The sequence below is a fragment of the Pseudomonas sp. NPDC086581 genome (assembly GCF_044746165.1).
Lineage (GTDB): Bacteria > Pseudomonadota > Gammaproteobacteria > Pseudomonadales > Pseudomonadaceae > Pseudomonas.
The window spans coordinates 1-16306 of the sequence record NZ_JBIVBR010000009.1; the positions used below are offsets into that span (position 1 = coordinate 1).

General features: G+C 59.8%; 12 protein-coding genes and 4 tRNA genes. All 16 read left to right on the forward strand.

The window, feature by feature from the left end:
- Positions 1–179: 179 nt before the first annotated feature.
- The 16 genes from birA to rpoC all read left to right on the forward strand — a co-directional run bounded on the left by birA (position 180) and on the right by rpoC (position 16292).
- The gene (birA, locus tag ACIPK7_RS18280) at positions 180–1124 is read left to right on the forward strand and encodes a bifunctional biotin--[acetyl-CoA-carboxylase] ligase/biotin operon repressor BirA (protein WP_401089391.1); all 945 of its coding nucleotides are present in this window, start codon (positions 180–182) and stop codon (positions 1122–1124) included.
- Entirely contained in the window at positions 1114–1863 is a 750-nt protein-coding gene (locus ACIPK7_RS18285; RefSeq protein ID WP_401089393.1) for a pantothenate kinase, read from the forward strand. Before birA ends, ACIPK7_RS18285 begins: the two co-directional genes overlap by 11 nt.
- 9 nt (positions 1864–1872) lie before the next feature.
- A complete protein-coding gene (locus ACIPK7_RS18290) occupies positions 1873–2553 on the forward strand; it encodes an SPOR domain-containing protein (protein WP_401089395.1) in 681 nt (226 codons plus the stop codon).
- A gap of 141 nt (positions 2554–2694) precedes the next feature.
- A tRNA-Tyr gene (locus tag ACIPK7_RS18295) sits at positions 2695–2779 on the forward strand.
- A 26-nt stretch (positions 2780–2805) separates the two neighbouring features.
- Positions 2806–2879, forward strand: a tRNA-Gly gene (locus ACIPK7_RS18300).
- Between the two features lie 19 nt (positions 2880–2898).
- A tRNA-Thr gene (locus ACIPK7_RS18305) sits at positions 2899–2974 on the forward strand.
- Positions 2975–3057: 83 nt separating this feature from the next.
- On the forward strand, positions 3058–4251 hold the full coding sequence (tuf, locus tag ACIPK7_RS18310; protein ID WP_054910987.1) for an elongation factor Tu: 1194 nt from the start codon (positions 3058–3060) through the stop codon (positions 4249–4251).
- Positions 4252–4304: 53 nt separating this feature from the next.
- Positions 4305–4380: transfer RNA gene (locus ACIPK7_RS18315), tRNA-Trp, on the forward strand.
- A 43-nt stretch (positions 4381–4423) separates the two neighbouring features.
- The gene (secE, locus tag ACIPK7_RS18320; RefSeq protein WP_401089397.1) at positions 4424–4792 is read left to right on the forward strand and encodes a preprotein translocase subunit SecE; all 369 of its coding nucleotides are present in this window, start codon (positions 4424–4426) and stop codon (positions 4790–4792) included.
- Positions 4793–4801: 9 nt separating this feature from the next.
- Positions 4802–5335, forward strand: a complete 534-nt coding sequence (gene nusG / locus ACIPK7_RS18325) for a transcription termination/antitermination protein NusG (protein WP_081520875.1) — start codon at positions 4802–4804, stop codon at positions 5333–5335.
- A gap of 120 nt (positions 5336–5455) precedes the next feature.
- Positions 5456–5887, forward strand: a complete 432-nt coding sequence (gene rplK / locus ACIPK7_RS18330) for a 50S ribosomal protein L11 (protein ID WP_253454221.1) — start codon at positions 5456–5458, stop codon at positions 5885–5887.
- Positions 5887–6582: a 50S ribosomal protein L1 gene (rplA, locus tag ACIPK7_RS18335; RefSeq protein WP_015475312.1), complete on the forward strand. Its 696-nt coding sequence runs from the start codon at positions 5887–5889 to the stop codon at positions 6580–6582. Before rplK ends, rplA begins: the two co-directional genes overlap by 1 nt.
- Positions 6583–6784: 202 nt before the next feature.
- Positions 6785–7285, forward strand: a complete 501-nt coding sequence (gene rplJ / locus ACIPK7_RS18340) for a 50S ribosomal protein L10 (protein ID WP_017516429.1) — start codon at positions 6785–6787, stop codon at positions 7283–7285.
- 76 nt (positions 7286–7361) lie between these two features.
- Positions 7362–7730 carry a 50S ribosomal protein L7/L12 gene (gene rplL, locus ACIPK7_RS18345; protein WP_017516430.1) on the forward strand — a complete coding sequence of 123 codons (369 nt, stop codon included), beginning with the start codon at positions 7362–7364 and terminating at the stop codon, positions 7728–7730.
- A gap of 223 nt (positions 7731–7953) precedes the next feature.
- The gene (gene rpoB / locus ACIPK7_RS18350; protein ID WP_401089400.1) at positions 7954–12027 is read left to right on the forward strand and encodes a DNA-directed RNA polymerase subunit beta; all 4074 of its coding nucleotides are present in this window, start codon (positions 7954–7956) and stop codon (positions 12025–12027) included.
- 65 nt (positions 12028–12092) lie between these two features.
- Positions 12093–16292 carry a DNA-directed RNA polymerase subunit beta' gene (rpoC, locus tag ACIPK7_RS18355; RefSeq protein ID WP_192435061.1) on the forward strand — a complete coding sequence of 1400 codons (4200 nt, stop codon included), beginning with the start codon at positions 12093–12095 and terminating at the stop codon, positions 16290–16292.
- Positions 16293–16306 lie beyond the last annotated feature (14 nt).

Here is a 16306-nt window from a genome sequence, read left to right on the forward strand (position 1 = left end):
TGTGGAGTTTCTCCATGTGAGAGTAGGTCATCGTCAAGCTCCTATCCCAAGACCCCTGGTCAGCTTCGCTGGCCGGGGGTTTTGCTTTTGCGCGCCGCGCGGGAAAGACGGGACATCGCTGCGTAGGCAATTCAGGCATGCCTCTATATGATGCGTGCCTGACTGTTGCGGGGGGTGATATGCAGACCTTGCTGAAATTGCTGAGCGATGGCCGCTTTCATTCCGGAGAAGAGCTGGGTGCTCTCCTCGGGGTAAGTCGGAGTGCCGTTTGGAAGCGGCTTGAGGGCTTTGAGCGTGACTACGGTATGGTCGTGCAGCGCGTTCGCGGCCGTGGTTACCGCCTGGAAGAGCCTCTTAGCATCATCTCGCCCAGGTCCGATTCCGGCCCGTGGCCTCTCGATGTTCTGTTTTCGATCGATTCCACCAACGCTGAGGTCCTGCGACGCCTCTCTGCCGGCGCTGTGGCGCCGTTCGCCGTCTTGGGCGAGCGGCAGACCGCAGGGCGAGGGAGGCGAGGGCGGCAGTGGGAAAGCCCCTTCGGCTCCAACCTTTACTATACCCTCGGCATCACCGTGCGCGGTGGTGCGCAGGAATTGGAGGGGATGAGTCTGGTGGTTGGTCTCGCGGTAGCGAAGGCCATCCAGGCGCTGGGCGTAAAGGATGTCGGCTTGAAGTGGCCCAATGACGTCCTGGCCGGTGGCAAGAAGATCGCCGGTATACTGTTGGAGTTGACTGGCGATCCCGCTGACATCTGTAGCGTCGCCATCGGTATCGGTATCAATGTGAACATGCGCACGGCGTACGCCATTGATCAGCCCTGGACTTCGGTTCGAGAGGTGCAGGGCGGCCAGGTTGATCGCAATGAATTGCTGCAGGCGTTGGAGTCACAGCTTGCGCATGCGCTCTCCCGTCATCGCGAGCGCGGCTTCGCCGCCAGTCGCGAAGAGTGGGAGTCTCTTCATCTATGGCAGGGGCGGCAAGTCACGCTGTCCACTGTCGCCAATAATATCGTTGGGCGTGCCCTCGGCATCGATGAAAGAGGCGCGCTGCGTCTCCTGGTGGATGGCAAGGAGCAGAGCTACAGCGGAGGCGAGCTGAGTCTGAGGTTGTCGGATGATTCTTGAGTTGGATTGCGGAAATAGCCTGATCAAGTGGCGGGTGGTCAGGAAGCACGACTTGGTGACCGTCGCTGGTGGCGTCGCTGATTCTGATCAGGGGCTGCTTGCTCAACTGCAGGCCAGCGAAGTGGTGGACATTCGCTATTGTCGTATGGTCAGCGTGCGCAGTGAACAGGAAACGGACGCGCTTCGTGTCTGTCTGGAAAGTGCATTCCCCATTGCGGTGCAGATTGCGGCGCCGGCGACAGAGTTGGGCGGAGTGCTAAATGGCTACCGTGAGTACCAGCGCCTCGGGATGGATCGCTGGCTCGCGTTGGTGGCCGGCCATTGCCTGGCGGGGCGTGGTTGCCTGGTGCTCGATCTCGGTACGGCGGTCACTTCCGATCTGGTCGATGCCTCCGGCAAGCACTTGGGCGGCTATATAGCTCCCGGCATGCCCCTGATGCGCAGCCAGCTGCGCACGCATACGCGCCGTATTCGCTATGACGATGAGGCTGCTAATGAAGCGCTGCAGAATCTGCTGCCAGGCCAGGAAACCTCCGAAGCGGTGGAGCGCGGCTGTGTGCTGATGCTGCGTGGGTTCGTGCGGGAACAGATCGATCTTGCGAACAAGCTGCTGGGTGATGACTGCGCTGTCTATCTGACAGGGGGCGATGCCGAGCTGGTCAAGGATGAGTCTGCGCGTGCTGTGGTGCTTCCTGATCTGGTATTTCTCGGCCTGGCGCTTGCCTGTCCGATCGAGTGAGTCTGATCGATGCGTTGGTTCTTCCTCTTCCTGCTTGTCCTCAACGTGTTCTATTTCGTCTGGCATCAACAGCAGGCACCGCTTCGTCCAAAGGAGATCGCGCCGCTCAGCCTGTTTAACACTGAGCAGAAGAATATTCGTCTGCTCAGTGAGTCTGCCGAGGTGCCTCAGCGCCGTGCGGTGGAAGAAAAGCCGGCGACTGCTCTCGCGTCCGCGTGCGTGTACCTGGGCAGCTTCCCTGTGGAGGATCGCGCCCGGCAACTGGTCCAGCGGTTGCTGAGCCTGGATGTCCAGGCCTCCGTGCAGACGGTCGATGCCACTGCTGGCGTCGATTACTGGGTTTATCTTCCGCCTCTGGCTTCGCGACAGGCTTCGTTGTGGCAGTTGCGCGAGTTGCAGGCGCGCAAGATCGATAGCTACATCATCACAGAGGGCGATCTGACTGACGGGATTTCTCTCGGAATCTTCCAGCGCAAGGATTCCGCGGACAGCGTCGTAGAGCGTCTGAAAATAGCCGGCTACGATGCGCTGGTGCGCGAACTTGCTCGCTCTCAGCACGATTACTGGACGCAGATTGCCGCGGAAAGCGGGCGCCTGGTGGACGATTCCCTGGTGCGCCAGCTCGCCCCTGATTTCCCGGAACTGCAAAAACAAACAATGCCGTGCAAAAACGTTGCAAGCCCTCAATAGTTTGAATAGAATGGCGCCCGCTTCAAGGGGGTGACCTGAAAAGGTCAAGCTCTAGAAGCCGTTGTCGAAGAGCTAAGCTCAAGTTTTTTAAAGAAAAACAGTTGACAATGTGGTGGCAGGCTGTAGAATGCCGCCTCACTCGGAGGGGTTCCCGAGCGGCCAAAGGGATCAGACTGTAAATCTGACGTCTCAGACTTCGAAGGTTCGAATCCTTCCCCCTCCACCAGTTTTCAAGCGTGAGCTGCAAGCTCCGCGGGTATAGTTCAGTGGTAGAACCTCAGCCTTCCAAGCTGATGATGCGGGTTCGATTCCCGCTACCCGCTCCAAGTTTGTTGCTGATGTCTTGCTCATGTAGCTCAGCTGGTAGAGCACACCCTTGGTAAGGGTGAGGTCAGCGGTTCAAATCCGCTCATGAGCTCCATCTCGCAAAGGCAGATATGAAAATATCTGCCTTTGTTTTAATGGTGACGTGACTTTCTCAATTCCTTACGGGAGGCGGTCAAGATGGCTAAAGAAAAATTTGAGCGTAACAAGCCGCACGTAAACGTCGGCACCATCGGTCACGTTGACCACGGCAAAACCACTCTGACCGCTGCTCTGACCAAGGTCTGCTCCGAGACCTGGGGCGGCTCCGCTCGCGCTTTCGACCAGATCGACAACGCACCGGAAGAGAAGGCTCGTGGTATCACCATCAACACCTCTCACGTTGAATACGACTCGCCGGTACGCCACTACGCTCACGTAGACTGCCCGGGTCACGCCGACTACGTGAAGAACATGATCACCGGTGCTGCCCAGATGGACGGCGCGATCCTGGTTTGCTCCGCTGCTGACGGCCCCATGCCGCAGACCCGCGAGCACATCCTGCTGTCCCGCCAGGTAGGCGTTCCTTACATCGTCGTGTTCCTGAACAAGGCCGACATGGTTGACGACGCCGAGCTGCTGGAACTGGTCGAAATGGAAGTTCGCGATCTGCTGAACACCTACGACTTCCCGGGCGATGACACTCCGATCGTGATCGGTTCCGCTCTGATGGCCCTGAACGGCCAGGACGACAACGAGATGGGCGTTTCCGCCGTGCGCAAGCTGGTAGAAACCCTGGACTCGTACATCCCCGAGCCCGAGCGCGCCATCGACAAGCCGTTCCTGATGCCGATCGAAGACGTATTCTCGATCTCCGGCCGTGGCACCGTGGTAACTGGCCGTGTTGAGCGTGGCATCGTCAAGATCCAGGAAGAAGTGGAAATCGTCGGCATCAAGGCGACCACCAAGACTACCTGCACCGGCGTTGAAATGTTCCGCAAGCTGCTCGACGAAGGTCGTGCTGGTGAGAACGTTGGCGTTCTGCTGCGTGGCACCAAGCGTGAAGACGTAGAGCGTGGCCAGGTTCTGGCTAAGCCGGGCACCATCAAGCCGCACACCAAGTTCGAGTGCGAAGTGTACGTGCTGTCCAAAGAAGAAGGTGGTCGTCACACCCCGTTCTTCAAAGGCTACCGCCCGCAGTTCTACTTCCGTACCACCGACGTAACCGGTAACTGCGAACTGCCGGAAGGCGTTGAGATGGTAATGCCGGGCGACAACGTGAAAATGGTTGTCACCCTGATCGCTCCGATCGCCATGGAAGATGGTCTGCGCTTCGCGATTCGCGAAGGCGGCCGTACCGTTGGCGCCGGCGTGGTTGCCAAGATCATCGAGTAATCGATTGATCTTTCCTTCTCAGGCCGGCATAATGGTCGGCCTGACTTTGTTCTAGGCCAGTAGCTCAATTGGCAGAGCGGCGGTCTCCAAAACCGCAGGTTGGGGGTTCGATTCCCTCCTGGCCTGCCAGATTTTCAAGATCTGGCACTTCTTTAAACGGGATTCCTAGCAGATGAATGCGAAGGTAGAAGCCAAAGAGTCGCGCCTCGATCTCTTGAAGTGGCTTGTGGTTGCAGTGCTGGTGGTGGTGGCTGTGGTTGCCAACCAGTATTACTCCGCGCAACCGATCTTCTATCGCGTTCTCGGTATCCTCGTGATGGCGGCTGTTGCGGGCTTCGTTTCGCTGCAGACCGTCAAGGGGCGTGCATTCTTTACTTTGGCTAAAGAAGCTCGCGCCGAGATTCGCAAGGTTGTATGGCCGTCTCGTCAAGAGACAACTCAGACCACGCTGATCGTAGTGGCAGTAGTGCTGGTAATGGCGCTGATGCTTTGGGGGCTTGACTCCCTGCTGGGTTGGCTGGTTTCCATGATTGTAGGTTAAGGGTGTTCCGTGGCTAAGCGTTGGTACGTTGTGCATGCCTACTCGGGTTACGAGAAGCATGTCATGCGCTCGCTGATCGAGCGGGTCAAACTGGCCGGCATGGAAGATGGGTTTGGTGAGATTCTCGTCCCCACTGAAGAAGTTGTGGAGATGCGGAACGGCCAGAAGCGCAAGAGTGAGCGCAAATTCTTCCCGGGCTATGTCCTGGTGCAGATGGATATGAACGAGGGTACTTGGCACCTGGTCAAGGATACTCCTCGCGTCATGGGCTTCATTGGTGGTACCGCTGACAAGCCGGCGCCGATCACCGATAAAGAGGCTGATGCCATCCTGCGTCGTGTCGCTGATAGCGGCGACAAGCCGAAGCCGAAGACCCTGTTCGAGCCGGGTGAGACTGTTCGAGTCATCGACGGTCCGTTCGCAGACTTCAATGGTGTCGTCGAAGAAGTTAACTACGAGAAGAGCCGCATCCAGGTCGCTGTGCTCATTTTCGGTCGCTCTACCCCGGTAGAGCTGGAGTTCAGCCAGGTAGAGAAAGTTTAACTGGCACATTGAATCCCACACCCCGCAGCCCTAGGCTGCGGGGTTTTGTCGTCCTTGGGATAAAACGCGAAAGCAACCGGGGAGCCCGACAGGGCGCTTGACCCGCATTTGGAGTAGCAAATGGCTAAGAAAATCACGGCTTACATCAAGCTGCAAGTTAAGGCCGGCCAGGCCAATCCGTCGCCGCCCGTCGGCCCGGCTCTGGGTCAGCACGGCGTGAACATCATGGAATTCTGCAAGGCGTTCAACGCCAAGACCCAAGGCCAAGAGCCGGGTCTGCCGACTCCTGTGATCATCACCGTTTACAGCGACCGTAGCTTCACCTTCGAAACCAAGAGCACCCCCGCTGCCGTCCTGCTGAAAAAAGCAGCTGGCATCACCAGCGGCTCCGCTCGTCCGAACTCTCAGAAAGTCGGCACTGTTACCCGTGCTCAGCTGGAAGAGATCGCCAAGGCGAAGCAGGCTGACCTGACCGCTGCTGACATGGACGCTGCCGTACGCACCATCGCTGGCTCCGCGCGCAGCATGGGCCTGAACGTGGAGGGTGTGTAATGGCTAAGCTGACCAAGCGTCAAAAGGCTATCGCCGAGAAGATCGAAGCAGGCAAGCAATACGGCTTCGAAGATGCCGCCAAGCTGCTGGCTGAGCTGTCGACCATCAAGTTCAAGGAATCCGTGGACATCGCCATCAATCTGGGCGTTGATCCGCGTAAATCCGACCAAGTCGTACGTGGCGCCACCGTTCTGCCGAACGGTACCGGCAAATCCGTACGCGTTGCTGTCTTCACCCAGGGTCCTGGTGTTGAAGCTGCCCTGGCTGCTGGTGCAGACAAGGTTGGCATGGACGAGCTGGCTGCCGAAATGAAAGCCGGCGACCTGAACTACGACGTCGTCATCGCTTCCCCGGACGCCATGCGTGTTGTTGGCCAGCTGGGCCAGGTACTGGGCCCGCGCGGTCTGATGCCGAACCCGAAAGTCGGCACCGTGACTCCGGACGTCGCTACCGCCGTCAAGAATGCCAAAGCCGGTCAGGTACGTTTCCGTACCGACAAGAACGGCATCATCCACGCCTCCGTTGGCAAGATCGACTTTGAGCCGGTCAAGCTGAAGCAGAACGTGGAAGCGCTGCTGAGCGATCTGAAGCGCCTGAAGCCGTCCTCCTCGAAGGGCGTGTACGTTCAGCGCGTAACCCTGAGCACCACCATGGGCCCGGGTCTGCAGATCGATCAGGCTTCGCTGGAAGGCTGATGAACTAAGTCGAGTAGTGGGTTCGCCCACTGCTCGCAGGTATTGGGGTCCCTGCCTGGCGGGGGCTATCCAAGACCGTAGGCGGCGCAAGCCTTAAACCTCAAGCCTACGCAGATGGTGCTCCCGATTCGTGTACCGAATCAGACACCAAAACGCCGTCCGGCTCCGGCTGGACGAATCGGTAACATCCAGGAGTAAACCCGTGGCAATTAAACTCGAAGACAAGAAGGCCATCGTCGCTGAAGTCAACGAGGCTGCCAAAGCCGGTCTGTCCGCTGTCGTGGTTGATGCACGCGGCGTGACTGTCGGCGCTATGACCGGACTCCGTAAAGAGGCCCGCGCAGCTGGTGTGTACGTGAAAGTCGTACGTAACACCCTGCTCAAGCGCGCCGTTGAAGGCACTCAGTTTGAAGTGCTCAACGACACGTTCAAGGGCCCGACCCTGATTGCTTTCTCCAACGAACATCCGGGCGCTGCCGCTCGTATCTTCAAGGAGTTTGCCAAGGGTCAGGACAAGTTCGAGATCAAGGCGGCCGCGTTCGAGGGTCAGTTCCTCGCAGCCAATCAGATCGACGTGCTGGCGACCCTGCCGACCTACAACGAAGCTGTTGCACAGCTGATGAGCGTGATCCAAGGCGCTACCAGCAAGCTGGCTCGTACTCTGGCGGCAATTCGCGATCAGAAAGAAGCTACCGCAGCCTAAGGCTCGGCATCTGCTTTCAACCTTTTTTGTTTAATTAGATGGCCTTAGGCCGTCACCCAATACAGGAATTAGAGTCATGGCTCTGACCAACGAAGACATCATCTCCGCCGTATCCGAAATGTCCGTCATGCAGATCGTTGAACTGATCAAGGCGATGGAAGAGAAGTTCGGCGTTACCGCTGCTGCCGCTACCGTTGCTGCTGCCGGCCCGGCTGCTGCCGCTGCTGAAGAGCAGACCGAGTTCACCATCGTCCTGGCCGAAGCTGGCGACAAGAAAGTGAACGTGATCAAGGTCGTTCGTGAACTGACCGGCCTGGGCCTGAAAGAAGCCAAGGCTGTCGTTGACGGCGCCCCGGGCGTGGTCAAGGAAGGCGCTTCGAAAGAAGAAGCCGAAGCTGCCAAGAAAGCCCTGGAAGAAGCAGGCGCCAAGGTCGAGCTCAAGTAAGTTCGTACCTTGCGTCGACAGCCCGAGCGTTAAGCGACAGGCTGATGGCTGGTGGCAATTGCCACCGGCCTTTTTCCGTTATGGGTGGGGTGCCGTAGGTGCCTCCCATAACGTGAAAATCCCGCCACGAATGGCGGCGCAAACCTAGGGTTTGCACGATTTTTGGGCTGCTCCCCTGTGCGGGAGAGGCCAAACAAGCAGGTGACCAAGCTGGGGAACGCTGATGGCTTACTCATACACTGAGAAAAAACGTATCCGCAAGGACTTTAGCAAGTTGCCGGACGTCATGGATGTGCCGTATTTGCTGGCCATCCAGCTGGATTCCTATCGCGAATTCCTGCAGGCGGGTGCAAGCAAGGACCAGGTCCGAGACATCGGCCTGCATGCGGCCTTCAAGTCCGTCTTCCCGATTATCAGCTATTCCGGCAATGCTGCCCTGGAATACGTCGGCTACCGTCTGGGTGAGCCGGCCTTCGATGTCAAGGAATGCGTGCTGCGCGGTGTGACCTTCGCGGTCCCGCTGCGTGTGAAAGTGCGCCTGATCATTTTCGACAAGGAATCGTCGAACAAAGCGATCAAGGACATCAAGGAACAAGAAGTCTATATGGGGGAAATCCCCCTGATGACCGAGAACGGTACCTTCATCATCAACGGTACCGAGCGCGTCATCGTTTCCCAGCTGCACCGCTCCCCGGGTGTGTTCTTCGACCATGACCGTGGCAAGACCCACAGCTCCGGCAAGCTGCTGTACTCCGCTCGCATCATTCCTTACCGCGGTTCCTGGCTCGACTTCGAGTTCGATCCGAAGGACTGCGTGTTCGTTCGTATCGACCGTCGCCGCAAACTGCCGGCTTCCGTCCTGCTGCGCGCGCTGAACTACAGCACCGAGGAAATCCTCAACGCGTTCTATGACACCAACGTCTACGAGATCAAGGGCGAGACCCTGAATCTGGAGCTGGTGCCGTCGCGTCTGCGTGGCGAGATCGCCAGCTTCGACATCAAGGATGCGGCTGGCAAGGTCATCGTTGAAGCGGGCCGCCGTATCACCGCGCGCCACATCAATCAGCTCGAGAAGGCTGGCATCAGCCAGCTGGAAGTGCCGTTCGACTACCTGATTGGCCGTACCGTGGCCAAGGCTGTCGTGCACCCGGCTACCGGCGAGATCATCGCCGAGTGCAACACCGAGCTGACCGTCGATGCCCTGGCCAAGATCGCCAAGGCCCAGGTTGCACGCCTGGAAACCCTGTACACCAACGACATCGACTGCGGTCCGTTCATCTCCGACACGCTGAAGATCGACTCCACCAGCAACCAACTCGAAGCGCTGGTCGAGATCTATCGCATGATGCGCCCCGGCGAGCCGCCGACCAAGGAAGCCGCCGAGACCCTGTTCGGCAACCTGTTCTTCAGCGCCGAGCGTTACGACCTGTCCGCCGTTGGCCGCATGAAGTTCAACCGTCGTATCGGTCGTACCGAGATCGAAGGCGCTGGCGTCCTGAGCAAGGAAGACATCGTTGAGGTCCTCAAGACCCTGGTTGCCATCCGTAACGGCAAAGGCATCGTCGACGACATCGACCACCTGGGTAACCGTCGCGTCCGTTGCGTCGGCGAGATGGCCGAGAACCAGTTCCGTGTTGGCCTCGTGCGTGTAGAGCGCGCGGTCAAGGAACGTCTGTCGATGGCCGAGAGCGAAGGCCTGATGCCGCAGGACCTGATCAACGCCAAGCCGGTGGCTGCCGCGATCAAAGAGTTCTTCGGTTCCAGCCAGCTTTCGCAGTTCATGGACCAGAACAACCCGCTCTCGGAGATCACCCACAAGCGCCGTGTCTCCGCACTCGGCCCAGGTGGTCTGACCCGTGAGCGCGCGGGCTTCGAGGTTCGTGACGTACACCCGACCCACTATGGCCGCGTGTGCCCGATCGAAACCCCTGAAGGTCCGAACATCGGTCTGATCAACTCCCTGGCCACCTACGCCCGCACCAACAAGTACGGCTTCCTGGAAAGCCCGTACCGCGTGGTGAAGGAAGGTCTGGTCAGCGACGACATCGTCTTCCTGTCCGCGATCGAAGAAGCTGATCACGTGATCGCCCAGGCTTCGGCAACGCTGAACGAAAAGGGCGAGCTGATCGACGAGCTGGTAGCCGTACGTCACCTGAACGAATTCACCGTGAAGGCGCCGGAAGACGTCACCCTCATGGACGTTTCGCCGAAGCAGGTCGTTTCCGTCGCTGCCTCGCTGATTCCGTTCCTCGAGCACGACGACGCCAACCGTGCACTCATGGGTTCGAACATGCAGCGTCAGGCTGTACCGACCCTGCGCGCCGACAAGCCGCTGGTAGGTACCGGCATGGAGCGCAACGTCGCCCGTGACTCCGGTGTCTGCGTGGTTGCCCGTCGTGGCGGCGTGATCGACTCCGTCGATGCCAGCCGTATCGTGGTCCGTGTGAACGACGACGAAGTCGAGACTGGTGAAGCCGGTGTCGACATCTACAACCTGACCAAGTACACCCGTTCGAACCAGAACACCTGCATCAACCAGCGTCCGCTGGTGCAGAAGGGTGACCAGGTTTCGCGCAGCGACATCCTGGCCGACGGCCCGTCCACCGACATGGGTGAACTGGCTCTGGGTCAGAACATGCGCGTAGCGTTCATGCCCTGGAACGGCTTCAACTTCGAAGACTCCATCTGCCTGTCCGAGCGCGTGGTCCAGGAAGATCGTTTCACCACGATCCACATCCAGGAACTGACCTGCGTTGCCCGTGACACCAAGCTCGGCCCAGAAGAAATCACCGCAGACATCCCGAACGTGGGTGAGGCTGCGCTGAACAAGCTGGACGAAGCTGGCATCGTTTACGTCGGCGCCGAAGTACAGGCCGGCGACATCCTGGTCGGCAAGGTCACCCCGAAAGGCGAGACCCAGCTGACTCCGGAAGAGAAGCTGCTGCGTGCGATTTTCGGTGAGAAGGCGTCCGATGTTAAGGACACCTCCCTGCGCGTGCCGACCGGCACCAAGGGTACCGTCATCGACGTACAGGTCTTCACCCGTGATGGCGTGGAGCGCGACAGCCGTGCCCTGTCCATCGAGAAGATGCAGCTGGACGAGATCCGCAAGGACCTGAACGAAGAGTTCCGCATCGTCGAAGGCGCAACCTTCGAGCGTCTGCGTTCCGCTCTGGTCGGTGCCAAGGCCGACGGCGGTCCTGCCCTGAAGAAAGGCGCAGAGATCACCGACGAGTACCTGGACGGCCTCGAGCGTGGCCAGTGGTTCAAGCTGCGCATGGCGGAAGATGCTCTGAACGAGCAGCTGGAGAAGGCCCAGGCCTACATCAGCGACCGTCGTCAGCTGCTGGACGACAAGTTCGAAGACAAGAAGCGCAAGCTGCAGCAGGGCGACGACCTGGCTCCGGGCGTACTGAAGATCGTCAAGGTCTACCTCGCCATCAAGCGCCGCATCCAGCCGGGCGACAAGATGGCAGGCCGCCACGGTAACAAGGGTGTGGTCTCGGTGATCATGCCGGTCGAAGACATGCCGCACGACGTGCATGGCACTCCGGTCGACATCGTTCTGAACCCGCTGGGCGTACCTTCGCGCATGAACGTCGGTCAGATCCTCGAAACCCACCTGGGCCTCGCGGCCAAGGGCCTGGGCGAGAAGATCAACCGCATGCTCGAAGAGCAGCGCAAGATCGCCGAGCTGCGTGTGTTCCTGAACGAGATCTACAACGAGATCGGCGGCCGCCAGGAAAGCCTGGACGAGCTGAACGATAACGAGATCCTCGCTCTGGCCAACAACCTCAAGGGCGGCGTGCCCATGGCTACCCCGGTGTTCGACGGTGCCAAGGAGCGCGAGATCAAGGCCATGCTGAAGCTGGCTGATCTGCCGGAAAGCGGTCAGATGCGTCTGTATGACGGCCGCACCGGCAACCAGTTCGAGCGTACGACCACTGTTGGTTACATGTACATGCTCAAGCTGAACCACCTGGTCGATGACAAGATGCACGCACGTTCCACCGGCTCTTACAGCCTGGTTACCCAGCAGCCGCTGGGTGGTAAGGCGCAGTTCGGTGGCCAGCGTTTCGGGGAGATGGAGGTCTGGGCGCTGGAAGCCTACGGTGCCGCCTACACCCTGCAGGAAATGCTGACCGTGAAGTCGGACGACGTGAACGGCCGTACCAAGATGTACAAGAACATCGTGGACGGGGATCACCGCATGGAGGCCGGCATGCCCGAGTCCTTCAATGTGTTGATCAAAGAGATCCGCTCGCTCGGCATCGATATCGAACTGGAAACCGAATAACACGTGACGTCAGACGGTGCGGCTGGTCAAGGCCGGTCGCACCGGGTCCGTGAGGAGGAAAGGCCTTGAAAGACTTGCTTAATCTGTTGAAAAACCAGGGTCAGATCGAAGAGTTCGATGCCATCCGTATTGGCCTGGCCTCGCCCGAGATGATTCGTTCCTGGTCCTTCGGCGAAGTCAAGAAGCCGGAGACCATCAACTACCGCACCTTCAAGCCGGAGCGCGATGGCCTGTTCTGCGCCAAGATCTTTGGCCCGGTGAAGGACTACGAGTGCCTGTGCGGTAAGTACAAGCGCCTGAAGCACCGCGGTGTGATCTGCGAGAAGTGCGGCGTGGAAGTCGCACTGGCCAAGGTGCGCCGTGAGCGCATGGGCCACATCGAACTGGCCTCGCCGGTCGCCCACATCTGGTTCCTGAAGTCCCTGCCGTCCCGTATCGGCCTGCTGCTGGACATGACCCTGCGTGACATCGAGCGCGTGCTCTATTTCGAGAGCTACGTGGTGATCGATCCGGGCATGACCACCCTCGAGAAGGGTCAGCTGCTGAACGACGAGCAGTACTTCGAAGCCCTCGAAGAGTTCGGTGACGACTTCGACGCCCGTATGGGTGCGGAAGCCGTTCGCGAGCTGCTCAACGCTATCGATCTGGAGCACGAGATCGGCCGCCTGCGCGAAGAGATTCCGCAGACCAACTCGGAAACCAAGATCAAGAAGCTGTCCAAGCGTCTGAAGCTGATGGAAGCCTTCCAGGGATCCGGCAACCATCCCGAGTGGATGGTGCTGACCGTCCTGCCGGTGCTGCCGCCGGACCTGCGTCCGCTGGTTCCGCTGGATGGCGGCCGCTTCGCGACTTCGGATCTGAACGATCTGTATCGCCGCGTGATCAACCGTAACAACCGTCTGAAGCGCCTGCTCGACCTGGCAGCTCCCGACATCATCGTGCGCAACGAAAAGCGCATGCTGCAGGAAGCCGTCGACGCCCTGCTGGACAACGGCCGTCGTGGCCGTGCCATCACCGGGTCGAACAAGCGCCCGCTGAAGTCCCTGGCCGACATGATCAAGGGCAAGCAAGGTCGTTTCCGTCAGAACCTGCTCGGCAAGCGCGTGGACTACTCCGGCCGTTCGGTAATTACCGTAGGTCCGACCCTGCGTCTGCACCAGTGCGGTCTGCCGAAGAAAATGGCCCTGGAGCTGTTCAAGCCGTTCATCTTCGGCAAGCTGGAAGGTCGTGGCATGGCCACCACCATCAAGGCTGCCAAGAAGATGGTCGAGCGCGAGCTGCCGGAAGTGTGGGACGTTCTCGCTGAAGTCATCCGCGAACACCCCGTACTGCTGAACCGTGCGCCGACCCTGCACCGTCTGGGCATCCAGGCGTTCGAACCGGTACTGATCGAAGGTAAAGCCATCCAGCTGCACCCGCTGGTATGCGCCGCGTACAACGCCGACTTCGACGGTGACCAGATGGCCGTGCACGTTCCGCTGACCCTCGAGGCTCAGCTGGAAGCGCGCGCGCTGATGATGTCGACCAACAACATCCTGTCGCCCGCCAACGGCGAGCCGATCATCGTTCCGTCGCAGGACGTGGTAATGGGTCTGTACTACATGACCCGTGAAGCGATCAACGCGAAGGGCGAGGGCATGGCTTTCGCAGACCTGCAGGAAGTTGACCGCGCCTACCGCAGCGGCCAGGTGTCCCTGCACGCCCGCGTAAAAGTGCGCATCAACGAGAAGATCAAGAACGAAGACGGCTCCCTGACCGCTAACACCCGTATCGTCGACTCCACTGTCGGCCGTGCGCTGCTGTTCCAGGTTGTCCCGGCCGGCCTGCCCTTCGACGTAGTCAACCAGTCGATGAAGAAGAAGGCGATCTCCAAGCTGATCAACCACTGCTACCGCGTGGTAGGTCTGAAGGACACCGTCATCTTCGCTGACCAGCTGATGTACACCGGCTTCGCCTACTCGACCATCTCCGGCGTGTCGATCGGCGTGAACGACTTCGTCATCCCGGACGAAAAGGCCCGCATCATCGATGCCGCCACCGAGGAAGTGAAGGAGATCGAGAGCCAGTACGCCTCCGGCCTGGTAACCCAGGGCGAGAAGTACAACAAGGTGATCGACCTCTGGTCCAAGGCCAACGACGAAGTCTCCAAGGCGATGATGGCCAACCTCTCGAAAGAGAAGGTGACCGATCGCGAAGGCAAGCAGGTCGACCAGGAGTCCTTCAACTCCATGTACATGATGGCGGACTCCGGTGCGCGGGGTTCCGCGGCCCAGATCCGTCAGCTGGCTGGTATGCGTGGTCTGATGGCCAAGCCGGACGGCTCCATCATCGAGACCCCGATCACCGCGAACTTCCGTGAAGGCCTGAACGTACTCCAGTACTTCATCTCCACTCACGGTGCTCGTAAAGGTCTGGCGGATACCGCACTGAAGACCGCGAACTCCGGTTACCTGACCCGTCGTCTCGTCGACGTGGCCCAGGACCTGGTAGTGACCGAGATCGATTGCGGCACCGACCGTGGCCTGTTCATGTCCCCGCACATCGAAGGCGGCGACGTGGTTGAGCCGCTGGGTGAGCGTGTACTCGGCCGTGTGATGGCTCGCGACGTGCTCAAACCGGGCAGCGACGACGTGATCGTCGAGGCCGGCACCCTGATCGACGAGAAGTGGGTCGATTTCCTCGAGCAGATGAGCGTCGACGAAGTCGTTGTGCGTTCGCCGATCACCTGCGAAACCCGTCACGGCATCTGCGCCATGTGCTACGGCCGCGATCTGGCCCGTGGTCACCGCGTGAACATCGGTGAGGCTGTCGGCGTTATCGCTGCCCAGTCGATCGGTGAGCCGGGTACCCAGCTGACCATGCGTACCTTCCACATCGGTGGTGCGGCCAGCCGTACTTCCGCCGTGGACAACGTACAGGTCAAGAACGGCGGCACCATTCGCCTGCACAACCTGAAGCACGTAGAGCGTGCCGACGGCGCCCTGGTTGCGGTTTCCCGTTCCGGTGAGCTGGCGGTGGCCGACGACTTCGGTCGTGAGCGCGAGCGCTACAAGCTGCCGTACGGTGCGGTGATTTCCGTGAAGGAAGGTGACAAGGTCGATCCGGGCGCCATCGTCGCCAAGTGGGACCCGCACACCCACCCGATCGTCACCGAGATGGACGGCACCGTGGCCTTCGTGGGCATGGAAGAGGGCATCACCATCAAGCGCCAGACCGACGAACTGACCGGTCTGACCAACATTGAAGTGATGGATCCGAAGGATCGTCCGGCTGCCGGCAAGGACATTCGTCCGGCCGTGAAGCTGATCGACGCTGCAGGCAAGGATCTGCTGCTGCCGGGTACTGATGTACCGGCCCAGTACTTCCTGCCGGCGAACGCCCTGGTCAACCTCAACGATGGCGCGAAAGTGCGCATCGGTGACGTTATCGCGCGTATCCCGCAGGAAACCTCGAAGACCCGCGACATCACCGGTGGTCTGCCGCGCGTTGCCGACCTGTTCGAAGCTCGTCGTCCGAAAGAGCCTTCGATCCTGGCGGAAATCAGCGGCACTATCTCCTTCGGCAAGGAAACCAAGGGCAAGCGCCGCCTGGTCATCACTCCCACCGACGGTAGCGATCCCTACGAGGAGCTGATTCCGAAGTGGCGTCACCTCAACGTGTTCGAAGGTGAACAGGTAAGCCGTGGTGAAGTGATCTCCGACGGCCCGAGCAACCCGCACGACATCCTCCGTCTGCTGGGTGTGAGCTCGCTGGCCAAGTACATCGTCAACGAGATCCAGGACGTTTACCGTCTGCAGGGCGTGAAGATCAACGACAAGCACATCGAAACCATCCTGCGCCAGATGCTGCGCAAGGTCGAAGTGGCCGAGTCGGGCGATTCGTCCTTCATCAAGGGCGACCAGGTCGAACTGGTCCACGTGCTGGAAGAGAACGAAGTACTGGGCACCCAGGACAAGTTCCCGGCCAAGTACGAGCGCGTTCTGCTGGGTATCACCAAGGCCTCGCTGTCCACCGAGTCGTTCATCTCGGCGGCATCCTTCCAGGAGACCACTCGCGTCCTCACCGAGGCGGCGGTCACCGGCAAGCGCGACTTCCTGCGCGGCCTGAAGGAAAACGTGGTCGTGGGTCGTCTGATCCCGGCGGGTACCGGTCTGGCTTACCACAGTGAGCGCAAGCGTCAGCGCGAGCTCGGCAAACCGCAGCGTGTGAGCGCGAGCGAGGCCGAAGCAGCACTGGCCGAAGCGCTCAATCTGAGCGGTAACTAAGCCTCAAACTAAGC